Origin of the sequence: Pseudoalteromonas atlantica (genome assembly GCA_007988745.1) — a bacterium.
In the GTDB taxonomy this organism is placed as follows: domain Bacteria; phylum Pseudomonadota; class Gammaproteobacteria; order Enterobacterales; family Alteromonadaceae; genus Pseudoalteromonas; species Pseudoalteromonas atlantica.
Genome location: BJUT01000067.1, coordinates 1 through 19,371, shown reverse-complemented (window position 1 = coordinate 19,371; position 19,371 = coordinate 1). Strand labels below are relative to the sequence as shown.

Sequence of the window (19,371 nt, the reverse complement as noted above, 5' to 3'; positions counted from 1 at the left end):
CCCACGTTATTAGAGCTAAGTGGAGGGCACTTAACTGACAAGCGGCTCAAAACCATTGCGGTGTGAGCTTAATGCTAAGCAATAAAATTATAATGCGTTAGCGATGCTTTAAATTGAGGGCGCATAATACGCTGATATAATTAAAATAATTATCCATAATTTATTTGAAACACTTTATAAAAACTATTAATAATGCAGTGCAATATTTAGGCAATAAAAAGCTCGGCGTATTAGGCCGAGCTTTAATGGTTGGGAGAGAAACTTTAATTATTTGGCAGTGGGTGCCGGTTGAATACTTATAGGCTGCGATTTACCAAGTAGCTTACGGGTAAGGCGCTTAGCGTCTTCTAGTGCTACGTATTGGCAAGGTATAAGTATTAAAGTAATTACCGTGGCAAATAGCACACCAAAGGCCAGCGATACCGCCATAGGAATAACTATTTTAGCCTGTAAGCTGGTTTCCATAATAATTGGCATTACCCCAATAAATGTAGTGATTGAAGTGAGCAATATAGCTCTAAAGCGCTTTGCACCGGCTTGCATAACGGCCTGTTTTACGGCCATGCCTTCTGCGCGTGCTTTATTTACAAAATCAACCATTACGAGTGAGTCGTTTACGACTATGCCCGCTACAGCAATAATGCCAAACATAGACAGCCCGCTCATGGTCATACCTAATATTACGTGACCAAACATTGCACCTACTACACCAAATGGAATAACCGACATAATAATAAGCGGCTGCGAGTAAGAGCGAAGCGGAATGGCTAATAAGGCAAATATAATCATCAGCGATATAGCAAAGTCGCGTAACTGCTCATCGGCGCTGTCCATTTCTTCTTGTACGCGTCCAGCCACATTACTTTTAACGCCTGGGTAGCTTTTAAGCAATGAAGGTAAATAGGTATCGCGAATTTCTTGTGCAATAGCAAACGGCTCAACTTGGTCAGTATTTACCGCTGCCCACACATTAACAGTACGGTTTGAGTTTTCGCGGCGAATACGGTTTACACCATCTACTAGCCTAACTTCGGCTACTTCGCTTAACGGTACTTCTGCGCCGGTTGGGGTAATAATACGCGCATTTTGAATGTTGCTAATTGAGTTACGCTCGCTTTCTGGGTAGCGTATCATTACTTTAATTTCTTCGCCTTCGCGTAAAATACGCTGTGCTTCTAATCCGTAGTAACTAAAGCTTACTTGCGATGCAACGTCGGCAAGTGTAAGTCCCATGCTGTAGGCCAGAGGTTTTAAATCAAGCTGTACTTCGTCGGTGGCACTTTGCAGTGAGTCGTTTACATCGCCTACACCTTCCATGCTTTGTAGTTTAGCTTTTAATTTACCAGCGACTTCTTTTAGCTCATCGGCATCTTTGCCTTGTAGCCTAAAACTTACGTCGCCGTCATCACGTCCGCCGCTAAAAATATTATCTTGAATATTAAGCGTTTTAACACCTGGAAGCGGGGGCATTTGTTCGCGCCACAGGGTGCTTAATGCAAAGGTGTCGATAGGGCGCAAGTGTGGCTCTACTAAAATAGCCATAATGTTTGCTTGAGTACGCCCACGTAAGCTTACCGATAAATCGCGGATCATGCTTTGGCCGTATTGCTCTTCAAGCTCTTTATCTACTTTGAGTAATACATCTTCAATTTTACGAGCCGTTTCAAGGGTGGCTTGCTCCGAAGAGGCCAGGTTCATTTCAAGCGTAATACGCGGAAAATCATGCGGTATTTTAGGGTTAGGCACAAACTTAACTAAGCCGCCTGCAAACATACCTGCACTGACTATTAATATGCATAAAAAGCCAATAATTACGGTATAACGATAATGTATACAATGACCTATAAAAGGCGTGTAATAGTTTTGTACAAAGTGTTTTAAGCCACTATCAACCACATTACGCAGTTTATGTAATGGGTTTTTAGGGTTAGGTTTACGTGGGTTCATGGCTGCAATATGCGCAGGTAATATTAGCTTTGATTCAATCAGCGAGAAAATCAAACACAATATAATAACCACACCAATGGCTTTAGAAAACGCAGCGCCTGGGCCCGATGCCATAGCTTGCGGTAAAAACGCCGCGATAGTGGTTAAAACACCAAAAGTGGCAGGCATTGCAACGCGCTTAACTCCGCGAATAACATTATCAAGGCTGTGGCCGTGTTTTTCTATTTCGGCACTGGCAGACTCACCCACGACTATGGCATCGTCGACCACAATGCCAAGTACAATAATAAAGGCAAATAACGACACCATGTTTATGGTGATGTCTAAAAAGCCAATTGGCATAAACAAAAAGGCACCTAAAAAAGACACCGGTAAGCCCATCATTACCCAAAAAGCTAAACGCAGCGGTAAAAACAGTGCCAGCACTATCATTACTAAAATACCGCCCCATACCATGTTGTCGATCATCATATCGAGTCGACCTTCAAGGTAGTAAGTTAAATCAACAATAGGGGAGAGCTTTACGCCTTGTGGAAGTTTCGATTGTTTTTCTGCCATGTAGCCTTTAAGAATTTTAGCTACATCGGTAATGTCTTGATCTTTTGAGGCATCTACTTCAAACGTGAGTGAGTTTTTACCGTTATATTTAGAGTAAAGTAAGCCTTCTTCAAAGCCATCATTAATCGTTGCTACATCGCCTAAGTTAATCTGTGCGCCATCGGCAAGCGTTATAAGCGGAAGCTTTGCAAATTCACCACCACGGTAGGCTTGTTTTTCAACACGCATTGAAATATAGCCAGTGTCAGAGCGAATTTGCCCTGCCGACATATTGGTAGAAAAATTTTGCACCGCACTTGAAACATCTCTAAAAGTTAGGCCATATTCACGTAGTTTGTCGGGGCTTATTTCTATGCCTATTTCGTAATCTAGGCCACTGTAAAAATCGACTAAATTAACGCCAGGTAAGGCGAGTAGTTCATCTTTTATGTCGTTGCCTAGCTCTTTAAGCTGGTAGTAACTCATGTCGCCATAAAGCGCGAGGATCATCACCTCTTGCTGAAATTTTTCACGTTGGATAACGGGGCGCTCCATTCCTGCCGGAAAGGTATTGATAGAATCAACTTGCGCTTTTATTTCGTCTAGGGCTTCTTGTAGGTCGTATTTTTCTTCTATTTCTACCCACGCTTGCGCATAACCTCGGTTAGAGTAAGTGATTAAACGTTTTATACCCTCGGTACCTTCAAGGTTTTCTTCAATTTTTATGGTTATGCCTTCTTCAACCTCTTGCGGGGCTGCGCCTGGGTATACCGCTTGAATACTCACCCAGTTACTTTCAAACTGCGGAAATGCCTGTTTACGAATTGTCAGCGCTGTTAAAAGCCCGCCAATAAGTATAAAAATCATGATGAGGTTTGCCGCCACTGGGTTACGTGCAAACCATGCAATTAAGCCTTTTTCTGAGGTACTCATGGTGTATCCTCTTTAAGTGCTAATTGCGTCACATCGCTTTTAGGCTCAGTGCCCTCCAGCTTAACCGCCATGCCTTCTGTTGGGTATTCAAGGGCAGAGGTAATAAGTTGCTCACCACTGTTTAAGCCTTGGTTTGCAATCACCATACCGTTTTGTTCACGTACAATATTAAGCGTTTTAAAACTCAGGGTGTGATCGTCGTTTAAAATAGCAATTTTGTTATTTTTAACTAAATGGTGCGGCACTATAATCGCGTTATCAAGCGCGCGGCCTTTTATGGTGGCATTTATATAAGAGCCAAAACGCAGTGGTTTGGTGTTATCAGCGTACGGAGTCGGTAACTGAGCAACTAAATAGCTCATACGGCTGGTTTGATCAACCACACCTTCGCTTCGTACAACCTTGGCTTGCCATGTTGTCTGTTTGCCTGCAAATTCAGCGTTAAGTGTAACCAACGCGCCAATACCGCCGTTATCTAAGTATTGCAGCTCTTTATCTGCAACCGGTAAACGCACCTCTGCAACTGAGGTAGCGCTTAGCTCGCCAAACTTACTACCCGCACTAACCACTGAGCCTAAGCTAATGGTGCGTTGGTTTATTATAGCGTCGTAAGGGGCTTTGATGTACGTGCGTTCTAAATTACGTTTAGTGCGTTTTACACGGGCTTGGGCAGAGCGAAAGTTTGCCATTTTTTCTGCAAGTTGTGGTTTACGTAAATAAAGCTCCGACGCAATTGCATCGCTTGAGTCTGATTTAATACGTTCCCATTCGGCTTTAGCTACGTGAGCTTGCGCGCGTTCTATTTCAAGCGCTGAACTTGCTTGGGCAAGGCCTGCTTCGGCCTCAATTAAATCGGCCTCGTAATCATTTGGATCAATTCGTGCTAAAATATCGCCTTGCTTAACAAACGCGCCTTCAACAAATTGTTCGGCTACTGAAATAACTTGCCCGCTTACTTGTGCAACCAGCTCTGTACGGTCTTTAGGTTTTACTACGCCGTACGATTTAACATCGAGCGTTATTGCATCAATGTTTACGTTTTGCGCAGCAACAAGTGGGCGAGTGTCTTGCTCTGGTTTTTCTTCTGGTGGCGTTTTCATGGCTGAAAGGCCAAAAGCGAGTGCAATCCCGGCTGCTAAAACCGCGACTGGTAATAAAATTTGTTTTTTAGTAGCCACAAGGCATTCCTTCATATATTTGGTGACAAGGCAATAATACGCAATAAAGTGTTTACAAGGCGTTTTAAGATGTAACAAAGCATTACATATGTGTATTACAAATAAATAATGGGCTAGGCAGGGTGTTAATTTAAATTCAAAGGCCTGGCTTTAACTAACAGAGGTATTTATGAAAACAGAGCCAATGGCATGTCGCTTAGGCTGCGGCGCATGTTGCATTGCCCCAAGTATTAGCTCGCCAATACCCGGTATGCCAAACGGTAAAAAAGCCGGAGAGCGTTGTATTCAGCTTGATAAGAACAATTTATGTAAACTATTTGGCGATGAAAGCCGCCCTAAAGTATGTAGCGATTTTAGCGCCACGCGCGATGTATGTGGGTCAACTAATGCAGAGGCTCTAGCGCTTATTACCGAACTTGAGCAGTTAACCTAGCTTACGAAGTTAATACACATATATTTACATTTATCTATTACTGAGTAATTTTTTAAGTAATTAAAAGTTGCGCCTTTCACGCGAGCAAGCTCTGCGTCTACCGCAAATGTGCAGATATATGGTTGTTTTGTAGACGTAAAGCTTGCTTACGTGACAGGTAAAACCTGTAAAAGTGGATTATTTACAAAGAGGGCAAGAGGCGCGGCGCTTTTAGAGGAAGAGATTAACTTTAAGCAATAGTTGGCTTTTGTTTTCTTATTTACTCCTCATTCGCTTCTCTTTGTGCAATATTTTCTGCCTAATATAGAGCTTTTATAAAAAACACAGCGTCTACAAACCAAAGTTTAAATTGAGTTTGTAAACGCCGCTTTAGTTTTACCAACTATACGTTGCGCTTAACGTATATTGCTCACCGCGCCCTGGTGTACCAGGTATTTCTTCAAACGACTCATCCCATACGTTATCTGCCGCTAAAGTAATAAATAAATTGCTTAACTGAGGCGGGGTTATTTTAAGCGTTAGCTGGGTAAAAAGCGCGTTGTCGTCGCCGTTTCTAAGGGCGTTTTTATGTTGTATACGCCATTCGTTATCTATTCTAAATTCTAAAATATCAGTTGGGTTATACACAGCGCCAAGTGTTAAACGGTGATCGGGGAAGTTTAACGCGTAAAAACTGGCATCAATATCGGCTGCGCCGTAGTTCTCTGATTTATGCAAATAGGTGTAGCTAGCAATAAGTTTTGCAGTATCAAAGTGCTTAGTCGCTAAAAATTCAACCCCTGCAGTATCAATATCAACGGGGTTGGCAAAGCGCGCCGAGGTAGAGTCAAAGTTAAAGGTCCAGTCGGTTAAGTTATTATCTTTTCGATAAAAAATAGCCGAGTTTAACTGCCAGCTTTGCTCTTCAAGTAGTAAACCTAGCTCTAAGTTTGAAGTAGTTTCGCGCTCAAGGTTGTAGTTACTTCTAAATAACCCGCCAGAATCGCTGCCGCCAATGGCTGTATAGCCTGCAACTTGGCTCGCCTGCGCGTACGATAAATAAAGGCTTTGCGCTGTGCCGTCATTATTTTGGGTATTTAAGGTTATATCACCAATGGCTGATACTTCAGCATCATCACGGTTTGTATCGTCATACGCAGCCCCTAAACGAAATATAAGCTGTTGATTAGCCTTTAGCGCCATTGTGTATTGGGGCAATACGCTCAGCTTATAATATTTTCGTGAGGTAAAGTTGTTTTCAAGTGTGGTTGATTCAATCGAGTCATCAATAAATTGTGCTGAGTAATTGACTGCAAATGCATTGCTTTGTGCATGGCGGCCGGAAAGAGCAAGTGACTTAACCTCGCTTTTATGAAACGCTTCGAATGCACTTGGGTTTTCGCGCGAGTAAATATAGTGATCGTCATGGGTGCGGTAATACGCCGATACTTCAAAATTACTGTTCTCAGCGTAATTTTGTTTGTGATTAAGCATCCAAAGGCGGGTTTCTAAATCTTCAGTTTCGTTAACGCCAAAGGGAGTGTATAAATTAGGCCAGCCAAAAAACTTATCCTGTGAGCCATAAAATAAATCGGTTTGGCTATTCTCACTTGCCAATTGCACGCGAGCTGAGGCGCGCGAAAAGTCATGGTCACCATTATCAATAGTGCCATCACTTTGCGAGTGAGAATATTCACCTTCAAAACCTAAGGTATAGCCAGCTAAGCTATCAAGTTGTGTGTTTTTAGCAGCATGAATGCTTTGAAGATTAAAGTCATTCGTACCAGTACCAAGCGATACACTACCGCCAGTAATAATCGGTTTCCAACCAAACGAAACCGTACCTACAGAGCTGTTCATACCGTACAGTGCGTTATCGGCACCGGTTAAAACTGCTGGGCCGCTTAGCATTTGCGGTGCAATGGGAATTTCAGCAAAATAATGACCAGATTGCGGGTCAAGCAGGGTAGCACTGCCTACTCTAAAGCCGGTGTTTTCAAAAATACCGCCACGAATAGTTACATCAGCTTGTGCCTCAGCCATATTTCGTGATTGAAGATCTACACGCGGATCGTATTCTAAATTAGAAATAGGCGAGTCAAATGTACCTACAGGCAGTTTATTCGCAGTAGGCGAAGCCTCCACTGTTATTTGCTCGATTGAAGACTCATCAGATAACGTATTAGCATAAGCAAATGGAGTAACGCTGCATAATAGTGCAGGCAATATAATGTGTGGTGTGCGGTTCATGTGTTTCTCGTCGTTTTTTATTTGTAGCTGCGGTTACAATTAATTTCAAAGCTCATATTTGAGCATGATAAAATAGCTAAATGTAACAGCAGTCATTTTGTGCGCGATTGTACATTAATTTGTTAATATCTGCATTTGATAATCATTCACACTTTTCTCATCAGGTAACATTTATAATGAATACTAAAGAACATAATACTATTTACTTTGCTGGTGGGTGCCTATGGGGCGTACAAGAGTTTATGAAGCATTTGCCAGGTGTTGTTAGCACACAGGCAGGGCGCGCTAATGGTTTAAGTAAAACTACAGATGGCGAATACGATGGTTACGCAGAATGCGTAAAGGTAATTTTTGACCTAAACGCCGTTAGCCTAAATAAGCTGTTTGACTACTTTTTTGAAATTATTGACCCATACAGCATTAATAAACAAGGGGATGACGTAGGCCCTAAATACCGCACTGCTATTTACAGCAAACACCAAAGCCATTTAGAGGCAGCAAACAACTATATCAAAAAGCGCAGCGATGCCGATAAAATTGTAGTACAGGTAGAGCCGCTAACTAATTACGTACCAAGCGATCCTGAGCATCAAGACCGTTTAACCAACCACCCAGATGACTATTGCCATATACCTTTTGAGTTATTGTATAAGTATAAATTGTCATAGAGTTATACTTAGATTACAGGTTACTCAGGCCTTTCAAAGCGATACAATTTAAACGAGCCAGTTTGAAGAGTTGTACCTTTGTGGTTTGAATACATATAGCCTTTGAGTTCTCGGTTGTCTTTATGAATAATTAGCTTATTTGCGAAGAGTGGATTGCTGGTAGTGATTTTCAGTACGTTGTCTATTTCTTGAATATCTTGTGGCATAAAAGTGGTGCTGATTATGTCATTGGTTCCACTTGCAAAATAGGTGAAATATGACTCTTTATTTGGGTGAAATTCAATACTTACGAGTTTTTGATTGCCGTCTAAATTTAATAATCCTACCCAAAAACCATATAAACCTGACTTTTCTATAGCTGCTAATTCATCTATTCTAGAGCGGTATTTATCTATAAATGTATGGACGGTAGATTGCCTTTCTTGTTTTTCCAACCGGTAAGTTTTTGACATGACAAAATCATCGTCTGCATTAGAATAAATTTCTAACACCTCAAATGAATTATCTAAATAACGGCTTAAAATTAATGTAAATTGCAGATGCTCTTTATTAGGGCTAATGAGTTTGATAGTGCAATTAATGCGATTGCATTTAATATCGTTATCATTAAACGCAATTGATTTATTTCTATGAAATGCACTGGCGATATTTGCAATGATTAAACGGTGTTCTCCGTTTTCTTTTATTTCCAGTACATTGTATTCGAAATTATCTTTGTAAATGCCTTGCCACAAACCTGGAGTTAATTTTAAATTTTCCGCATGTGCGGGGAGCGAAGCAAAAAAGACGAACAGAGTGACTGTAAAATATTTTAAAAATGCCAAGGTATGAGTCCTTTATTAACAAAAAAGCTCACATACTGTGAGCTTCTTAAAACTTACTCAACGCTAATTTTAACTTACTGCTGCTTTTGCGGCGGGAAGTTGCTTAAAATATTAGCGACTGTTTCTTTAATTGATGCTTCGCGTTGCTCAGGCGATTGTTTTTTCTTTAAACGGCCTTCTTTTGCGCCGCGCCATACAAGCTGGTTTGATTCGCGGTCAATAATATCAATCACCAAAGTACCCACTTCGTATTCACGGGCGCTAATATCGCGTTGAAAGCCCGTACCCCAGTATCCCCAACGTGCGCCGTAGCCTACGTTAAAGCTGTCTACTTCTAGCTCTTTATCTACCGATGCATGGTAGTTAACTAGTACGTCAGCTTGGGTTGGGTCTACTAAGCTCATACCTAATGTTTGGCTAAGCTCTTTATTAACGGCAGTACGTACACGTTTTTCCATTAAGCCGTTAATTTGGTAGTTTGTGGTGTCTTTGGTTAGGCTCGCGTTTTCTACCCAAGCAAATGTTTTAAAATTACTAAAGTTGGCTGATTTGTCGTAATCCCAGTCTGGGGTTTGCGTACAGGCTGTAAGAAATGTCAGCGCTGCAACAATAAGTATATTTTTCATTACCTTTGCTCCAATAAAATGCGTTAATTTAAAATAACACACATCGTTTAAATGTGTATTAGTTTAACGTCCTATATTTTAGTTTAGTTGGTTTGCCTTAACGGCCAATTAATTGTGTTCAACTTCAATCCAGTCTTTTTCGTCTACCCAGTTTTGGGCGCCATCTTTTACTGAACGAATAGGTACAATGTAATCACAGCTTACCTGCGGCTTAACCGAGGCAAAAATTGGCACAAAGCCAAAGCTCAGTGCCGTTTCTATGATTGCTTTTTGGTTTTGCGGATCAATGTCGGCCGCTTCATCAATATAAATAGGTATACGGTAAAGGTTTTGTTCCTGATCGCTTAATAAGTAACGAATAAACAACATGCCACATAATAACTTAATAGTAATCCGCGTCCCGTTTGAACCGGCTGAATCGATTTTTTCAAAGTGTTCGGTTTCACCTGCGCGGTTAACCACTTCAAAACGAATATCAAATAAATCAGTTAATGTAAGGCCTGCTTTGTCGGAGGCAAGTTTTATTAGGTGATCTTTTGCTTCGTTTACCGCGCTTTCGCTGTAAGGTTCTTGGCTTAATAAATCAAGGGTGTCGCCTTGTTCAAACTGATGCGACGTGCTGATAATGGTATCAATACTATCAACCAGCATTTTGCGCGGTATTACGTTAATTTTAAACGCTTGAAGGTTAGAAATACGGTGCTGGCTTATGCCTTTATTAAAGCTGTTCATTTCGCGGCGAAGTCGGTCTAAGTCTTCACGCAAGCCTTTAATTGTGGCGGCTACTTCGGTCAGGGCTACGCGGCCTTGGCGCTCAACGGCATCGCGTTCGTTATCAAGGTTATGAAACGCGCTAATAAGCTTTTGGTATTTAGTAAATTCGTCATTTTCGTTATCGAACTTAGTAATGCCTGCGTTATATACATGCAAATAGGTATTACGCACGTTTATGTCAAAGTTGCGCAGCTCTTGGCAGTCTTTATTATAGTGATGTACTAAGTCGCTTAAGTTATCAAAGTCGACTGTTATATCAATCATGTATGGGGTTACTTTACCGCTGTATAAATCGAGCGTGTGGTCAATTCGCTCGCTTTTAACTTGGCGTAGGCGCTCGGTTTGGCGATTAATTTGCTCTTGCTTAGATTTAATTAACGAGCGCCTGTCTGCAATTGAGCCACTATTTTTTTGAATGTCTTGTAGGTAGTCGTCAACTTGTTCGCGCTCTGCTAATAACTGCTCTTTTAGCATGGATTGCGCTTCTACCGACTGCTGCATTACCTCAAATTGCTCTAAGCGTTTTAGGGCGCTCTCTGCGCTCATTAGCTCATCGTAAAGTGCATCTTTTTCTTTTTGTTTATCGGCCACGTTAGCGGCTACTTCGCGCTGTTGTTTAAACTCTTTTAACGAGCGTTCCAGCGCGTCTAGCTGAGCGCTAAGCTGGGCTTTATTTTCGCCGCTTTGCATTTGCACTGGCGAAAGTTTTTTAAGTTTAATGCTTGCCCCTGGCAGGGTTAGTACACCGCCTTTAACGTTTTCGCTTAATAGCGATAAAAATTCCCCAAAGGCGTCTTCATCATCAATGGTTATATCGCCATTGCTGGTGGTGGCAAACGAGAGAATATCGGGGTTTAAAATGCGCGATATTTCTTCTACCTCTTTAAGTGATAGGTCTTCGCGCATTCGAGTAAACAAATTAAACTCAAGGTTTTTAAGCTGCAGTTTTAAGCTTTTAATTTGCTTTTGCGTTTCGCTGATGCGGTAATCAAGCGTGTGTAGGCTTTGCCCTTGTGCGCTGGTAATAGAGTGCGAAAGTGACTCGTAGTCTTGCTTAAGTTGGCCAAGGTTGGCTTTAAGGGTAGCTTTATTTACCAGTTCAAATTCGCTTTTAAGAGCGCTGTAATCTAAAAACCATTGCTCAATTTGGGTTTGCCTGCGCTCTATATCGCGCGATTGCTGTACGTATAAGCTTTGCTTTTGCTCAAACTCGTGTTTTTCGTGCTCTATGTCTTCAAGGGCAATGGCTAGTTCGCTTAGTTGCTCTTCTTGGTAGGTATCAAAGTCTATTAATGCTTGATCAATTTTAGGCGCGTAGGCCGCTAACTTACCTTTAAGCACGGTTTGGTTTTCAAGCATAGATTCAAGCGCTGTTATTGGCTCTTGCATTGATTCAAGCGCTTTTAATTCGCGTTTAGCACGATTTACTTTATCAAACGAGCGACGCCATACTTCGTAAAAGTCCACTTTAGAGTTAGACATATGGCGTTCAAACACACGCAGCATAAAGCGTTTAACATCGCTTGCCCCCAATTTGTGTAAGTTAAGAATACGCCTAAAAATTTCTTTATAAATGGCGGAGTCTTGCACGTTATTAAGCGGGATCATTTTTAAATTAATGTCGCCGTCAAAAGGGGTTGCGCCGCCGGTAAGCAGGGCGTTTAGCTCTTGTGCTTTAAGCTCTATAGGGTTGTAACCTTGCGTTTTTAAATGATTAAACAGCTTGGTAAACTTAATAATGGTATTACCTTGCGTGTACTGCGCTAAATCAAGTTTGCCTTGATAACAAAAGTACTGGTGCGCGTAACCGGCTATTTTACCAAGGCCTGCTACACCAATAACCACCGAGCCATGGGGGAGGTTGGCTTCAAGTAAAATGTACGACTGATCTGATGAAAAATAAAATTTACGGGTTTCATCTAAATCGTGCCCGTCCCATTCGGTTAGGCGCAAATCATTTATTAGCGGAAATTGCAGGGCGTTAATAACCGAGCTTTTACCGGTATTGTTTGGTGCACAAATAGAGCTACTTTTATCAAGCGGAATAACACACTTTGCATAGCCTGCGGTATTAAGTAGGGCGAGTTTACTTAGTCCGTATAAGTTTTTCATTGCTCGTCCTCAGTAATGTAGGTTTCTTCGTTTACTTCCATAAGTGCATCAATATAGCGGTGAATAGGCGCTTGTAGCATAAAGCCGCCTTCTACTTCGCGGGCAAGGCCTAAACGTACCATGCGCAGGTATACGTCTTTTCGTAAATCTGAGCCCGAAAATATCTCAAGCTGATCAAACAAGTGTTTATTAATTTGCACTAAGGTTTGCATCAGTTCTAAGTCGTTTACTTCATCAAATAGGGCACGCATTGGGTCTTTACCCGTATTGGCAAAGTGCTCAATTAAAATGTAAATAGTCAGTGCAATAGCACGGGATATTTTACCCATGTTTGGCGTGCTTTCGTCGCTGGCAAAGTAGTAAAAGCCGCGGCTATCGTGTTTTAAATCGTGGCCAAGGGCGCTAAATAAGGCGCTATAAGATTCTATGTGCTGGTCAAGCTCTTGCCACATTACGTTGTCTTGTTCGCAAATATGGTAACCCGCACCTAATTTTTTATTAATGGCTTGTAGGTGCGTAAGCTCGTCTAAGTTTATATGTGTCATGTGTTACTCGTCTGCCTGTGTATCTGGCTGAGGCGCAGAATTAAATGGGTATAACGAAAAATGCTGGCCGGCAATTTTTACGCGTGTTTTTTCATCGCTTTGGCTAATGTGAATTTCACTGTCGCTGACTAGTTTTTGATATAAAAATAGCATTTCGTCGGCGTCTAATTCTGGGTAGCTTTCATCTAAAAATTGAAGCAATGGCTGGGGCTTTTTACGCTTTTTATTAAAGCGTTTTGCAAAGCTTGTTTTAACATCGTGGTAATCAGGAATGTTTGGCGTAACAAATGCCGGCACGTCTTGTTGCTCTGGGAGCTGGTATTCTTCGTGTTCAAATTCTACCAAGCTTGCCATATAGGCAACTATATGACGCTGCTGGCCAAGCGAATAACGCTGCGCATCGCTTACAAAATTTGGTTGTACCGTGCTTAGCATGTTGTCTACGCCATTTTTACGCACAAGGCCAAGCACTTTGGCTGCCTGGCGGGTAATTAGGTTATTACGGCGTAGCTCTTCGCGCAGTGGCATAAGCATATCGGCACTTTTGCGTAAGCTTTCTCGGCCAACTAAATGCATTTCGAGTATACGAGTACGCAATTGCTCAAGCATACGTTTGTCGCTGTAGGCTTTGCCTGAGCGTTCAATGTGCTCTATTTGCTTACTTATTTGTTGCTCAATAAGTGTAAAACAAGCATGAAAGTCACCGCGAATATCGACCATTTCAAGCATCGGCTCTATGTATTCGTCAAAGGCTTCTATTACCGCTTTGTAGCGCTTTTGCAAAGATTGCACCGCGTGATCAGATTTAGCTTGCTCAACAATGTTTAAAATTGCGTTTTCGTTGTGCGCGTAAAGCTTCATTATTTTACGCACCCGATCATCCATAATGCGGCTATAGCGGCGTAAATCGTCAAAGTCTTCTATTTCGCCGGCATTATCTAATCGGTTTCCTAGGCGTGCTAAATCATCAACCAAAACGCTAATTTCTTGTGCTAAACCTAGGTGTTCTTCTTGTAATAAAAAGGTCGCAAAATCGGCAATGGCGCGGTTTATTTCAAGCTGGGATGATTTAGCCAATGGAATAAGTATATCTTGATTGAGCAAACGATTTGTTTCTTTGTAAATGCGCTCGTTTGTCCATGTGGGCTGTTTTTGCTTAATGGCGTTTTGCACGTCTTTGAGGCTAAAGTCGGCCATTTTAAAACGTTTAAATAATAGCTCTAAAACACCCCAATGTTCGCTAAGGGTATTAAGCAGCTTTTTAGCTGGGATCATAATGCGGTGATACATCCTAGTATTGAGTTAACTACGCTTAAAGCAGAGCGTAGTTTTTATATTTTATAATAAAAAGTACTCGTTATTAACTGGCTTAATTTACACATTTTTTTAGCTGGCGTACAGGCGAGTTACATTAAGCGCTGTAAAAGTAGCCAGCAATATAAACCTTGGCTAAATTATTCGCGTTATATTAACTAAAACACCTTGACAGCTAGACGTCTAAACGATAACTTTCAAAGCCCCGCTACACTGTGGGGTTTTGTTTTATTAGCCACAGGTTAATACAACATTCAGAAGAGGTGCGATACTTAGGTATTTAATGGTAGGTGACGAACGCCCATAACCATTAAAGAGGGAAGTACTCGCCGAGGAAAACAAGGTTACGTCAACCGAGTTTTTCGGTTTATGGGGCTGAATCCCCAAAACTGTCACCAACTTAGGTGGAGAGCTTCTGGCAGCGGACACATCTTATTTGCATTCCTTTGCCAAGTTCTTCTTGTTTTTTAGCGGTTTGGATACCGCGAAAGGAGACGAAATGACTACCCAATCAGTGCCACAAACAGTATCAGGCGCAAAATCAGATTACATCGTTGCCAAATTTGGCGGAACCAGTGTTGCAAACTTTGAAGCGATGAGTCGCTGTAGCGAAATTATTGTTGCAGATAAAAGCGTACGTATTGTAGCTGTGAGCGCCAGTGCCGGCGTAACTAACCACTTAGTTGCACTGTGCAAACCCGACCTTAGTAAAGAGCAGCGCCAAGCACACATAGATGGCGTATTGGCTATTCAACAGGCTATTTTAGATGAGCTGTCGCTTGATGCCGATTTAGCGGTGGGTTTTAACGAGACGTTAAAAGCGTTTCAAACGTTAGCCTTTGAAACACTCACTACTGATCAACAACACGATGAGCTGCTTAGCTTTGGCGAGCGTTTATCGTCTTATTTATTTGCTCAAGTGCTGCGCTTAAAAGGCTTAAATGCAGATAGGTTTGATGTGCGCAAAGTGCTCAAAACCGACAGCCAATTTGGTAAAGCAACGCCCGATATTGCGGCCACTGCACAAGCCGCTAAAGATCTGTTAATTCCGTTATTAGATGAGCAAGTAATAGTTACACAAGGGTTTATTGGTAGTGATGAATTTGGTCAAACCACAACGCTTGGCCGTGGTGGCTCTGACTACAGTGCGGCGTTATTAGCAGAGGCTATTAACGCTAAAAGTGTACACATTTGGACCGATGTAGTGGGTATTTTTAGCACCGACCCGCGTTTATGCGCTAAGGCAACGCCAATTGCCCGTTTAAGCTTTGATGAAGCCGCAGAAATGGCGACATTTGGCGCAAAAGTATTGCACCCTGCAACTATTTTACCAGCAAGCCGTAGCCATATTAATGTATTTGTAGGCTCTAGCCGCGAGCCAGAGCGCGGAGGAACGTGGATTGAGCGTGAAAAATCGCAGCAGCCAGGTATTCGTGCCGTTACGCAGCGTAAAAACCAAATATTGCTAACGCTTAAAAGCCCAGAAATGTTATTAGCAAGTGGCTTTTTGGCCCGTGTATTTACTATTTTAAGTGAATTTAATATATCGGTAGATTTAGTTACTACCTCAGAAATTAGTGTTGCCATTACGCTCGATAACGCGCCTAATGCCTCGCGACCTGAGCTTGAGCAAGCGTGTTTAGATAAATTGGCCGAATTTTGTCATGTATCGGTTGAAAACAACTTAACCTTAGTGGCGCTTATAGGGTCTGAAATACAGCTACGCCAGCACGAAATGAACCTAATGAACGTACTAAAAGAGTTTAATATTCGATTAATTTGTCATGGTGCAAGCAAGCACAACTTATGCTTTTTAGTAGAGCAAAGCGAGTCAGATACCGTGGTACAAGCAATACACAGCCGCTTATTAGAAAGCGCTGCCTAAGCTTTTAAAGCCAAGTTATTAAGTATCCAAGTTATTAAGTATAAAGCACCGCCAGTCGGTGCTTTTTTTATGCGCCACGCTTATATCAAATTCCTTATTGGCAACCGTTATGCTGTTACTCGATGCTGTAAGGTTTAACAAAGAAAATTCATCAAATACATTTGGGCTAAGCAATTGCGCTATTGGGCGGCTAGTTGCTTTAGCGAGTGCCTCTTTTAAGGTCCAAATTCTAAAAAAGCTCTGAGCTTGCTCTTTTATAGCCAAAGGCGCGGTAATTAAGGCAATTTCAGCCTTATGATAAAAATGCTTAGCGAGCTTTTCGAATGGGCGTTTTAAGTTTATTTTTTCAATATCAAAGCCAAACTCCGCCTTAGTAACATTAAGTGCAACGCCAACTAAGCCATGTGAGTGCGAAATACAGGTATTAATAACGGTGTGGTTTATATGGAGCTGCAGTTTTGAGCACTCTTCATTAAAGTGGGTGCTCATTTTATTAAGCGGTATGTGCGCATATTGGGGCTGAGTATGCTTTGCAAGTTGCTTTAGTAATATACGCGATGCTAGGTATTCTTGCTTTGCTTGCATGCGTTTACGACGATTTATAACGCTTAGCTCAAATGGGCTTAGGTACTGGGTTAAATCAAGGTGTTCTACATTAAGTGTGTTGGCATTAAACACTAAAATAGTATTGTTGCTAGGGGGTAAATCGCTATAAAAAGAGGGAGCAATACTTAGGGTGTTTTTAAAAAAGTGGTTAGTCATACGCGCTTAAAATAAGTGAGTGCTGTAATTATGAGCGGTTAACAGCGCTTATTTATGCCAAAAGCAATTTTATTACTCAGTTGGCATTAAATATGGTTTAATTCACAATAATCAAAGAATAACAGAATTTGTAGATGTATGGCACAAGTGCGTGATGGATTTCAAAGCCGTTTTGGTTTTGTTTTAGCCGCTGCAGGCGCAGCAGTGGGTTTAGGTAATATTTGGGGTTTTCCTACGCAGGCGGCCAACCATGGTGGCGGTGCATTTTTATTGGTTTACTTTGTAGTTATATTTTTACTTGCGCTACCTGCGCTTTATACCGAACTTTATTTAGGCCACCAAGCGCAAGCAAACCCGGTAAAAGCATTGGGTAATGCGTGGCAAAATACCAACAAAAAAGTAGGGGCTGCCGCAGGATATATTGGCCTTGCGGGCGCTGTGGTTATGCTTAGCTTTTATTCTATTGTAGCTGGGTGGATGCTCTCTTACGCGATAGAGCCTATTACTACATTTTTTGGTTTTACCGCCGCAAGCGAATTTTTACACAGCGACTCTATGGTGCGTAATTTTATATTTACGCCGCTTATGCTTATTTTAACCGCCAGTATTATTTTAAAAGGGGTTAAATCAGGGATTGAAACTTGGTCACGTCGATTAATGCCATTGTTATTGGTGCTACTAATAGGCTTAATTTTTTATATAGCCAGTTTAGAAGGCGCCAGCGAAGGGTTTGCTGCTTATTTAATTCCTAATTTTAGCCAAGTGCTTGACCCAAATTTAATTATTGCTGCAATGGGGCAGGCGTTTTTCTCGCTCTCATTAGGGGTTGGCTGCATGATGATTTATGGCTCGTACCTGCAGCCAGATGCAAACCTGCCAAAACTAACTGCAAGCGTTGCACTACTTGATACCAGTGTGGCATTTTTAGCAGGTTTACTGATAGTGCCTGCAATTTATGTAGCGCAACATAACGGGGTAGAGGTGTTTAGCGGCGGAAAACTTATAGGTGAAGGGCAGCTTATATTTGCTATTTTACCTGAGCTTTTTAGTACCATGGGCGAAATTGGTTTACTAATTGGGTTACTGTTTTTTGTACTTATGTCGATTGCATCGGTTACATCGACTATTTCTACCACAGAAATACCGGTAGCGTTTTTAGTAGAAAACCACCGCGTAGAGCGTACTAAAGCAACGTGGGCCGTTAGCCTAGTGGTGTTAATATGCGCTAGTGCAATAATATTAAACTTTGAGTGGTTATTTGGTTTAGTAATCATGCTATTTACTCAGTACCAACTTCCACTTATGGGGCTGTTTTATTTTATAACCGCAGGTTGGATGTGGAAACGCGGTAATAAGCTTCATAAAGCTAGCACCGGCACGCATTACTGGTTTGCTCAATACATTCGTTTTGTGTGCCCAGTATTAATGACTCTTGTTTTTGCAAACGTTGCGTTTGGCTAAAGTATTTTAAGCTTTACCCGTTATGTAAATAGCAAAACGGGTAAAGCAAATTAATGGGCCGCGGCTTTATAAAACCTCATTGGTTAAAGGTCTCTGTTCATTAATTTCTATTGCGTTTTGTATGGTGGTATTGGCAATTTCGCTAAGGGCTTCTTGAGTAAAAAAGCCTTGGTGGCCAGTTATTAATACGTTTTTAAAACTAACTAAGCGCGAGAATATATCGTCTTGGTTTATTTCGTCGCTATGGTTTTTAAAAAATAGCTCTGACTCCTGCTCGTACACATCAAGCCCTAAATACCCTAGCTTTTTAGTTTTAAGCGCATTTATACACGCTTTACTATTAAGTAGCGCACCGCGCGAAGTGTTAATTAGCATTACCCCAGGTTTCATTTTATTAAATGCATCGGCGTTTATTAAATGGTGTGTTTGCTCATTCAGGGGGCAGTGCAGTGAAATTATATCGCTTTGAGTAAGCAGCGAATCTAAATCGGTGATGGTGTAATTGCCAGGTGTTGCATAAGGGTCGCACACTAAAACATGCGCGCCAAAGCCATTTAAAATATTACAAAGGGCAAGGCCAATTTTGCCACAGCCTATAATTCCAACTGTTTTGCCGTGTAAGGTAAAGCCTAATAAACCGTTTAAATCAAAGTTGTCTTCGCGTACGCGGTTATAGGCTTTATGTGTTTTACGGCTAAGGGTAAGCATAAGTGCAACACAGTGCTCAGCTACGGCTTCTGGGCTGTATGCGGGTACTCGTAATACCTTAATGTTGTGTGCTTTGGCAGCCACTAAATCAACATTATTAAACCCTGCGCAGCGAAGTAAAATAGTATTAATTCCTTGCTCAGCAAGGTGCTCAATAACGAGGGCGTTAACCGTGTCGTTTACAAATACACACACAGCATCAAACCCTTTAGCAAGCAGTGCTGTTTGCTCGTTCAGTGCTTGCTCAAAGTAACAAATCTCTATTTGAGGGTGTTTGTTAATATTGCGCTCAAAAAAAGGCTGCTCGTATTTTTGCGTACTAAAAAAAGCAATGTTCATGTTATTTACTCCAAAGCCTAGCTGTTATACCAATGCGCATAATCAAGTGATCTATTTTGAGGATGTAAAAACGCGTTGATAGTAAGGCAAAAAATT

Annotated in this window: 14 protein-coding genes and 1 riboswitch; of the genes, 4 read left to right on the top strand and 10 right to left on the bottom strand. The window is 41.5% G+C overall.

The genetic code is table 11. The annotated features are described in order from the left end of the window. Positions 1-267: 267 nt before the first annotated feature. Together PAT01_RS18140 and PAT01_RS18135 are read right to left on the bottom strand one after the other, a co-directional pair. Positions 268-3,417, bottom strand: a complete 3,150-nt coding sequence (locus PAT01_RS18140) for an efflux RND transporter permease subunit (protein WP_154945953.1) — start codon at positions 3,415-3,417, stop codon at positions 268-270. Further along, positions 3,414-4,595, bottom strand: a complete 1,182-nt coding sequence (locus tag PAT01_RS18135; protein ID WP_154945952.1) for an efflux RND transporter periplasmic adaptor subunit — start codon at positions 4,593-4,595, stop codon at positions 3,414-3,416. Before PAT01_RS18135 ends, PAT01_RS18140 begins: the two co-directional genes overlap by 4 nt. Before the next feature lie 169 nt (positions 4,596-4,764). Between PAT01_RS18135 and PAT01_RS18130 the strand changes: the two genes are divergently transcribed. Continuing rightward, positions 4,765-5,028: a YkgJ family cysteine cluster protein gene (locus tag PAT01_RS18130; RefSeq protein ID WP_138576954.1), complete on the top strand. Its 264-nt coding sequence runs from the start codon at positions 4,765-4,767 to the stop codon at positions 5,026-5,028. A gap of 375 nt (positions 5,029-5,403) precedes the next feature. On the opposite strand, the gene PAT01_RS18125 is transcribed toward PAT01_RS18130, so the two are convergent. Further along, on the bottom strand, positions 5,404-7,257 hold the full coding sequence (locus tag PAT01_RS18125) for a TonB-dependent receptor plug domain-containing protein (protein WP_138576952.1): 1,854 nt from the start codon (positions 7,255-7,257) through the stop codon (positions 5,404-5,406). Between the two features lie 176 nt (positions 7,258-7,433). Here PAT01_RS18125 and PAT01_RS18120 point away from each other — a divergent pair, with 176 nt between their 5' ends. Then, positions 7,434-7,925 carry a peptide-methionine (S)-S-oxide reductase gene (locus PAT01_RS18120; protein ID WP_138576950.1) on the top strand — a complete coding sequence of 164 codons (492 nt, stop codon included), beginning with the start codon at positions 7,434-7,436 and terminating at the stop codon, positions 7,923-7,925. 20 nt (positions 7,926-7,945) lie between these two features. Here PAT01_RS18120 and PAT01_RS18115 read toward each other — a convergent pair whose 3' ends face one another. From PAT01_RS18115 to PAT01_RS18095, 5 genes are all read right to left on the bottom strand, one after another. Then, positions 7,946-8,749, bottom strand: a complete 804-nt coding sequence (locus tag PAT01_RS18115; RefSeq protein ID WP_054983132.1) for a hypothetical protein — start codon at positions 8,747-8,749, stop codon at positions 7,946-7,948. 74 nt (positions 8,750-8,823) lie between these two features. Then, positions 8,824-9,375 (bottom strand): DUF4136 domain-containing protein, encoded by a 552-nt coding sequence (locus PAT01_RS18110; protein ID WP_138576948.1) that lies wholly within the window; start codon positions 9,373-9,375, stop codon positions 8,824-8,826. Between the two features lie 108 nt (positions 9,376-9,483). Then, on the bottom strand, positions 9,484-12,261 hold the full coding sequence (locus PAT01_RS18105) for a coiled-coil domain-containing protein (protein WP_138576946.1): 2,778 nt from the start codon (positions 12,259-12,261) through the stop codon (positions 9,484-9,486). After that, positions 12,258-12,806, bottom strand: a complete 549-nt coding sequence (locus PAT01_RS18100; RefSeq protein WP_024033404.1) for a condensin complex protein MksE — start codon at positions 12,804-12,806, stop codon at positions 12,258-12,260. The genes PAT01_RS18105 and PAT01_RS18100 overlap by 4 nt, the downstream gene beginning before the upstream one ends. A gap of 3 nt (positions 12,807-12,809) precedes the next feature. Further along, complete coding sequence (locus tag PAT01_RS18095; protein ID WP_154945951.1) at positions 12,810-14,081, bottom strand: hypothetical protein; 1,272 nt, start codon at positions 14,079-14,081, stop codon at positions 12,810-12,812. Between the two features lie 289 nt (positions 14,082-14,370). Continuing rightward, positions 14,371-14,543: riboswitch (Lysine riboswitch) on the top strand. Positions 14,544-14,619: 76 nt separating this feature from the next. Here PAT01_RS18095 and lysC point away from each other — a divergent pair. After that, positions 14,620-16,005 carry a lysine-sensitive aspartokinase 3 gene (gene lysC, locus PAT01_RS18090; protein WP_154945950.1) on the top strand — a complete coding sequence of 462 codons (1,386 nt, stop codon included), beginning with the start codon at positions 14,620-14,622 and terminating at the stop codon, positions 16,003-16,005. A gap of 18 nt (positions 16,006-16,023) precedes the next feature. Here the strand turns inward: lysC and PAT01_RS18085 are convergent, their stop codons facing one another. Then, on the bottom strand, positions 16,024-16,767 hold the full coding sequence (locus PAT01_RS18085; RefSeq protein ID WP_154945949.1) for a 4'-phosphopantetheinyl transferase family protein: 744 nt from the start codon (positions 16,765-16,767) through the stop codon (positions 16,024-16,026). A 138-nt stretch (positions 16,768-16,905) separates the two neighbouring features. On the opposite strand from PAT01_RS18085, the gene PAT01_RS18080 reads away from it, so the two are divergent. Beyond that, positions 16,906-18,228 (top strand): sodium-dependent transporter, encoded by a 1,323-nt coding sequence (locus PAT01_RS18080; protein WP_138576938.1) that lies wholly within the window; start codon positions 16,906-16,908, stop codon positions 18,226-18,228. A 66-nt stretch (positions 18,229-18,294) separates the two neighbouring features. Here the strand turns inward: PAT01_RS18080 and PAT01_RS18075 are convergent, their stop codons facing one another. Then, positions 18,295-19,275 (bottom strand): 2-hydroxyacid dehydrogenase, encoded by a 981-nt coding sequence (locus PAT01_RS18075; protein WP_138576936.1) that lies wholly within the window; start codon positions 19,273-19,275, stop codon positions 18,295-18,297. Positions 19,276-19,371: the final 96 nt, after the last annotated feature.

Excerpts from the sequence above, each read along its gene's own strand:
- PAT01_RS18140 (WP_154945953.1), bottom strand. The coding sequence starts at position 3,417 with ATGAGTACCTCAGAAAAAGGCTTAATTGCATGGTTTGCACGTAACCCA.
- PAT01_RS18130 (WP_138576954.1), top strand. The coding sequence starts at position 4,765 with ATGAAAACAGAGCCAATGGCATGTCGCTTAGGCTGCGGCGCATGTTGC.
- PAT01_RS18125 (WP_138576952.1), bottom strand. The coding sequence starts at position 7,257 with ATGAACCGCACACCACACATTATATTGCCTGCACTATTATGCAGCGTT.
- PAT01_RS18120 (WP_138576950.1), top strand. The coding sequence starts at position 7,434 with ATGAATACTAAAGAACATAATACTATTTACTTTGCTGGTGGGTGCCTA.
- PAT01_RS18110 (WP_138576948.1), bottom strand. The coding sequence starts at position 9,375 with ATGAAAAATATACTTATTGTTGCAGCGCTGACATTTCTTACAGCCTGT.
- PAT01_RS18105 (WP_138576946.1), bottom strand. The coding sequence starts at position 12,261 with ATGAAAAACTTATACGGACTAAGTAAACTCGCCCTACTTAATACCGCA.
- PAT01_RS18100 (WP_024033404.1), bottom strand. The coding sequence starts at position 12,806 with ATGACACATATAAACTTAGACGAGCTTACGCACCTACAAGCCATTAAT.
- PAT01_RS18095 (WP_154945951.1), bottom strand. The coding sequence starts at position 14,081 with ATGATCCCAGCTAAAAAGCTGCTTAATACCCTTAGCGAACATTGGGGT.
- lysC (WP_154945950.1), top strand. The coding sequence starts at position 14,620 with ATGACTACCCAATCAGTGCCACAAACAGTATCAGGCGCAAAATCAGAT.
- PAT01_RS18085 (WP_154945949.1), bottom strand. The coding sequence starts at position 16,767 with ATGACTAACCACTTTTTTAAAAACACCCTAAGTATTGCTCCCTCTTTT.
- PAT01_RS18080 (WP_138576938.1), top strand. The coding sequence starts at position 16,906 with ATGGCACAAGTGCGTGATGGATTTCAAAGCCGTTTTGGTTTTGTTTTA.
- PAT01_RS18075 (WP_138576936.1), bottom strand. The coding sequence starts at position 19,275 with ATGAACATTGCTTTTTTTAGTACGCAAAAATACGAGCAGCCTTTTTTT.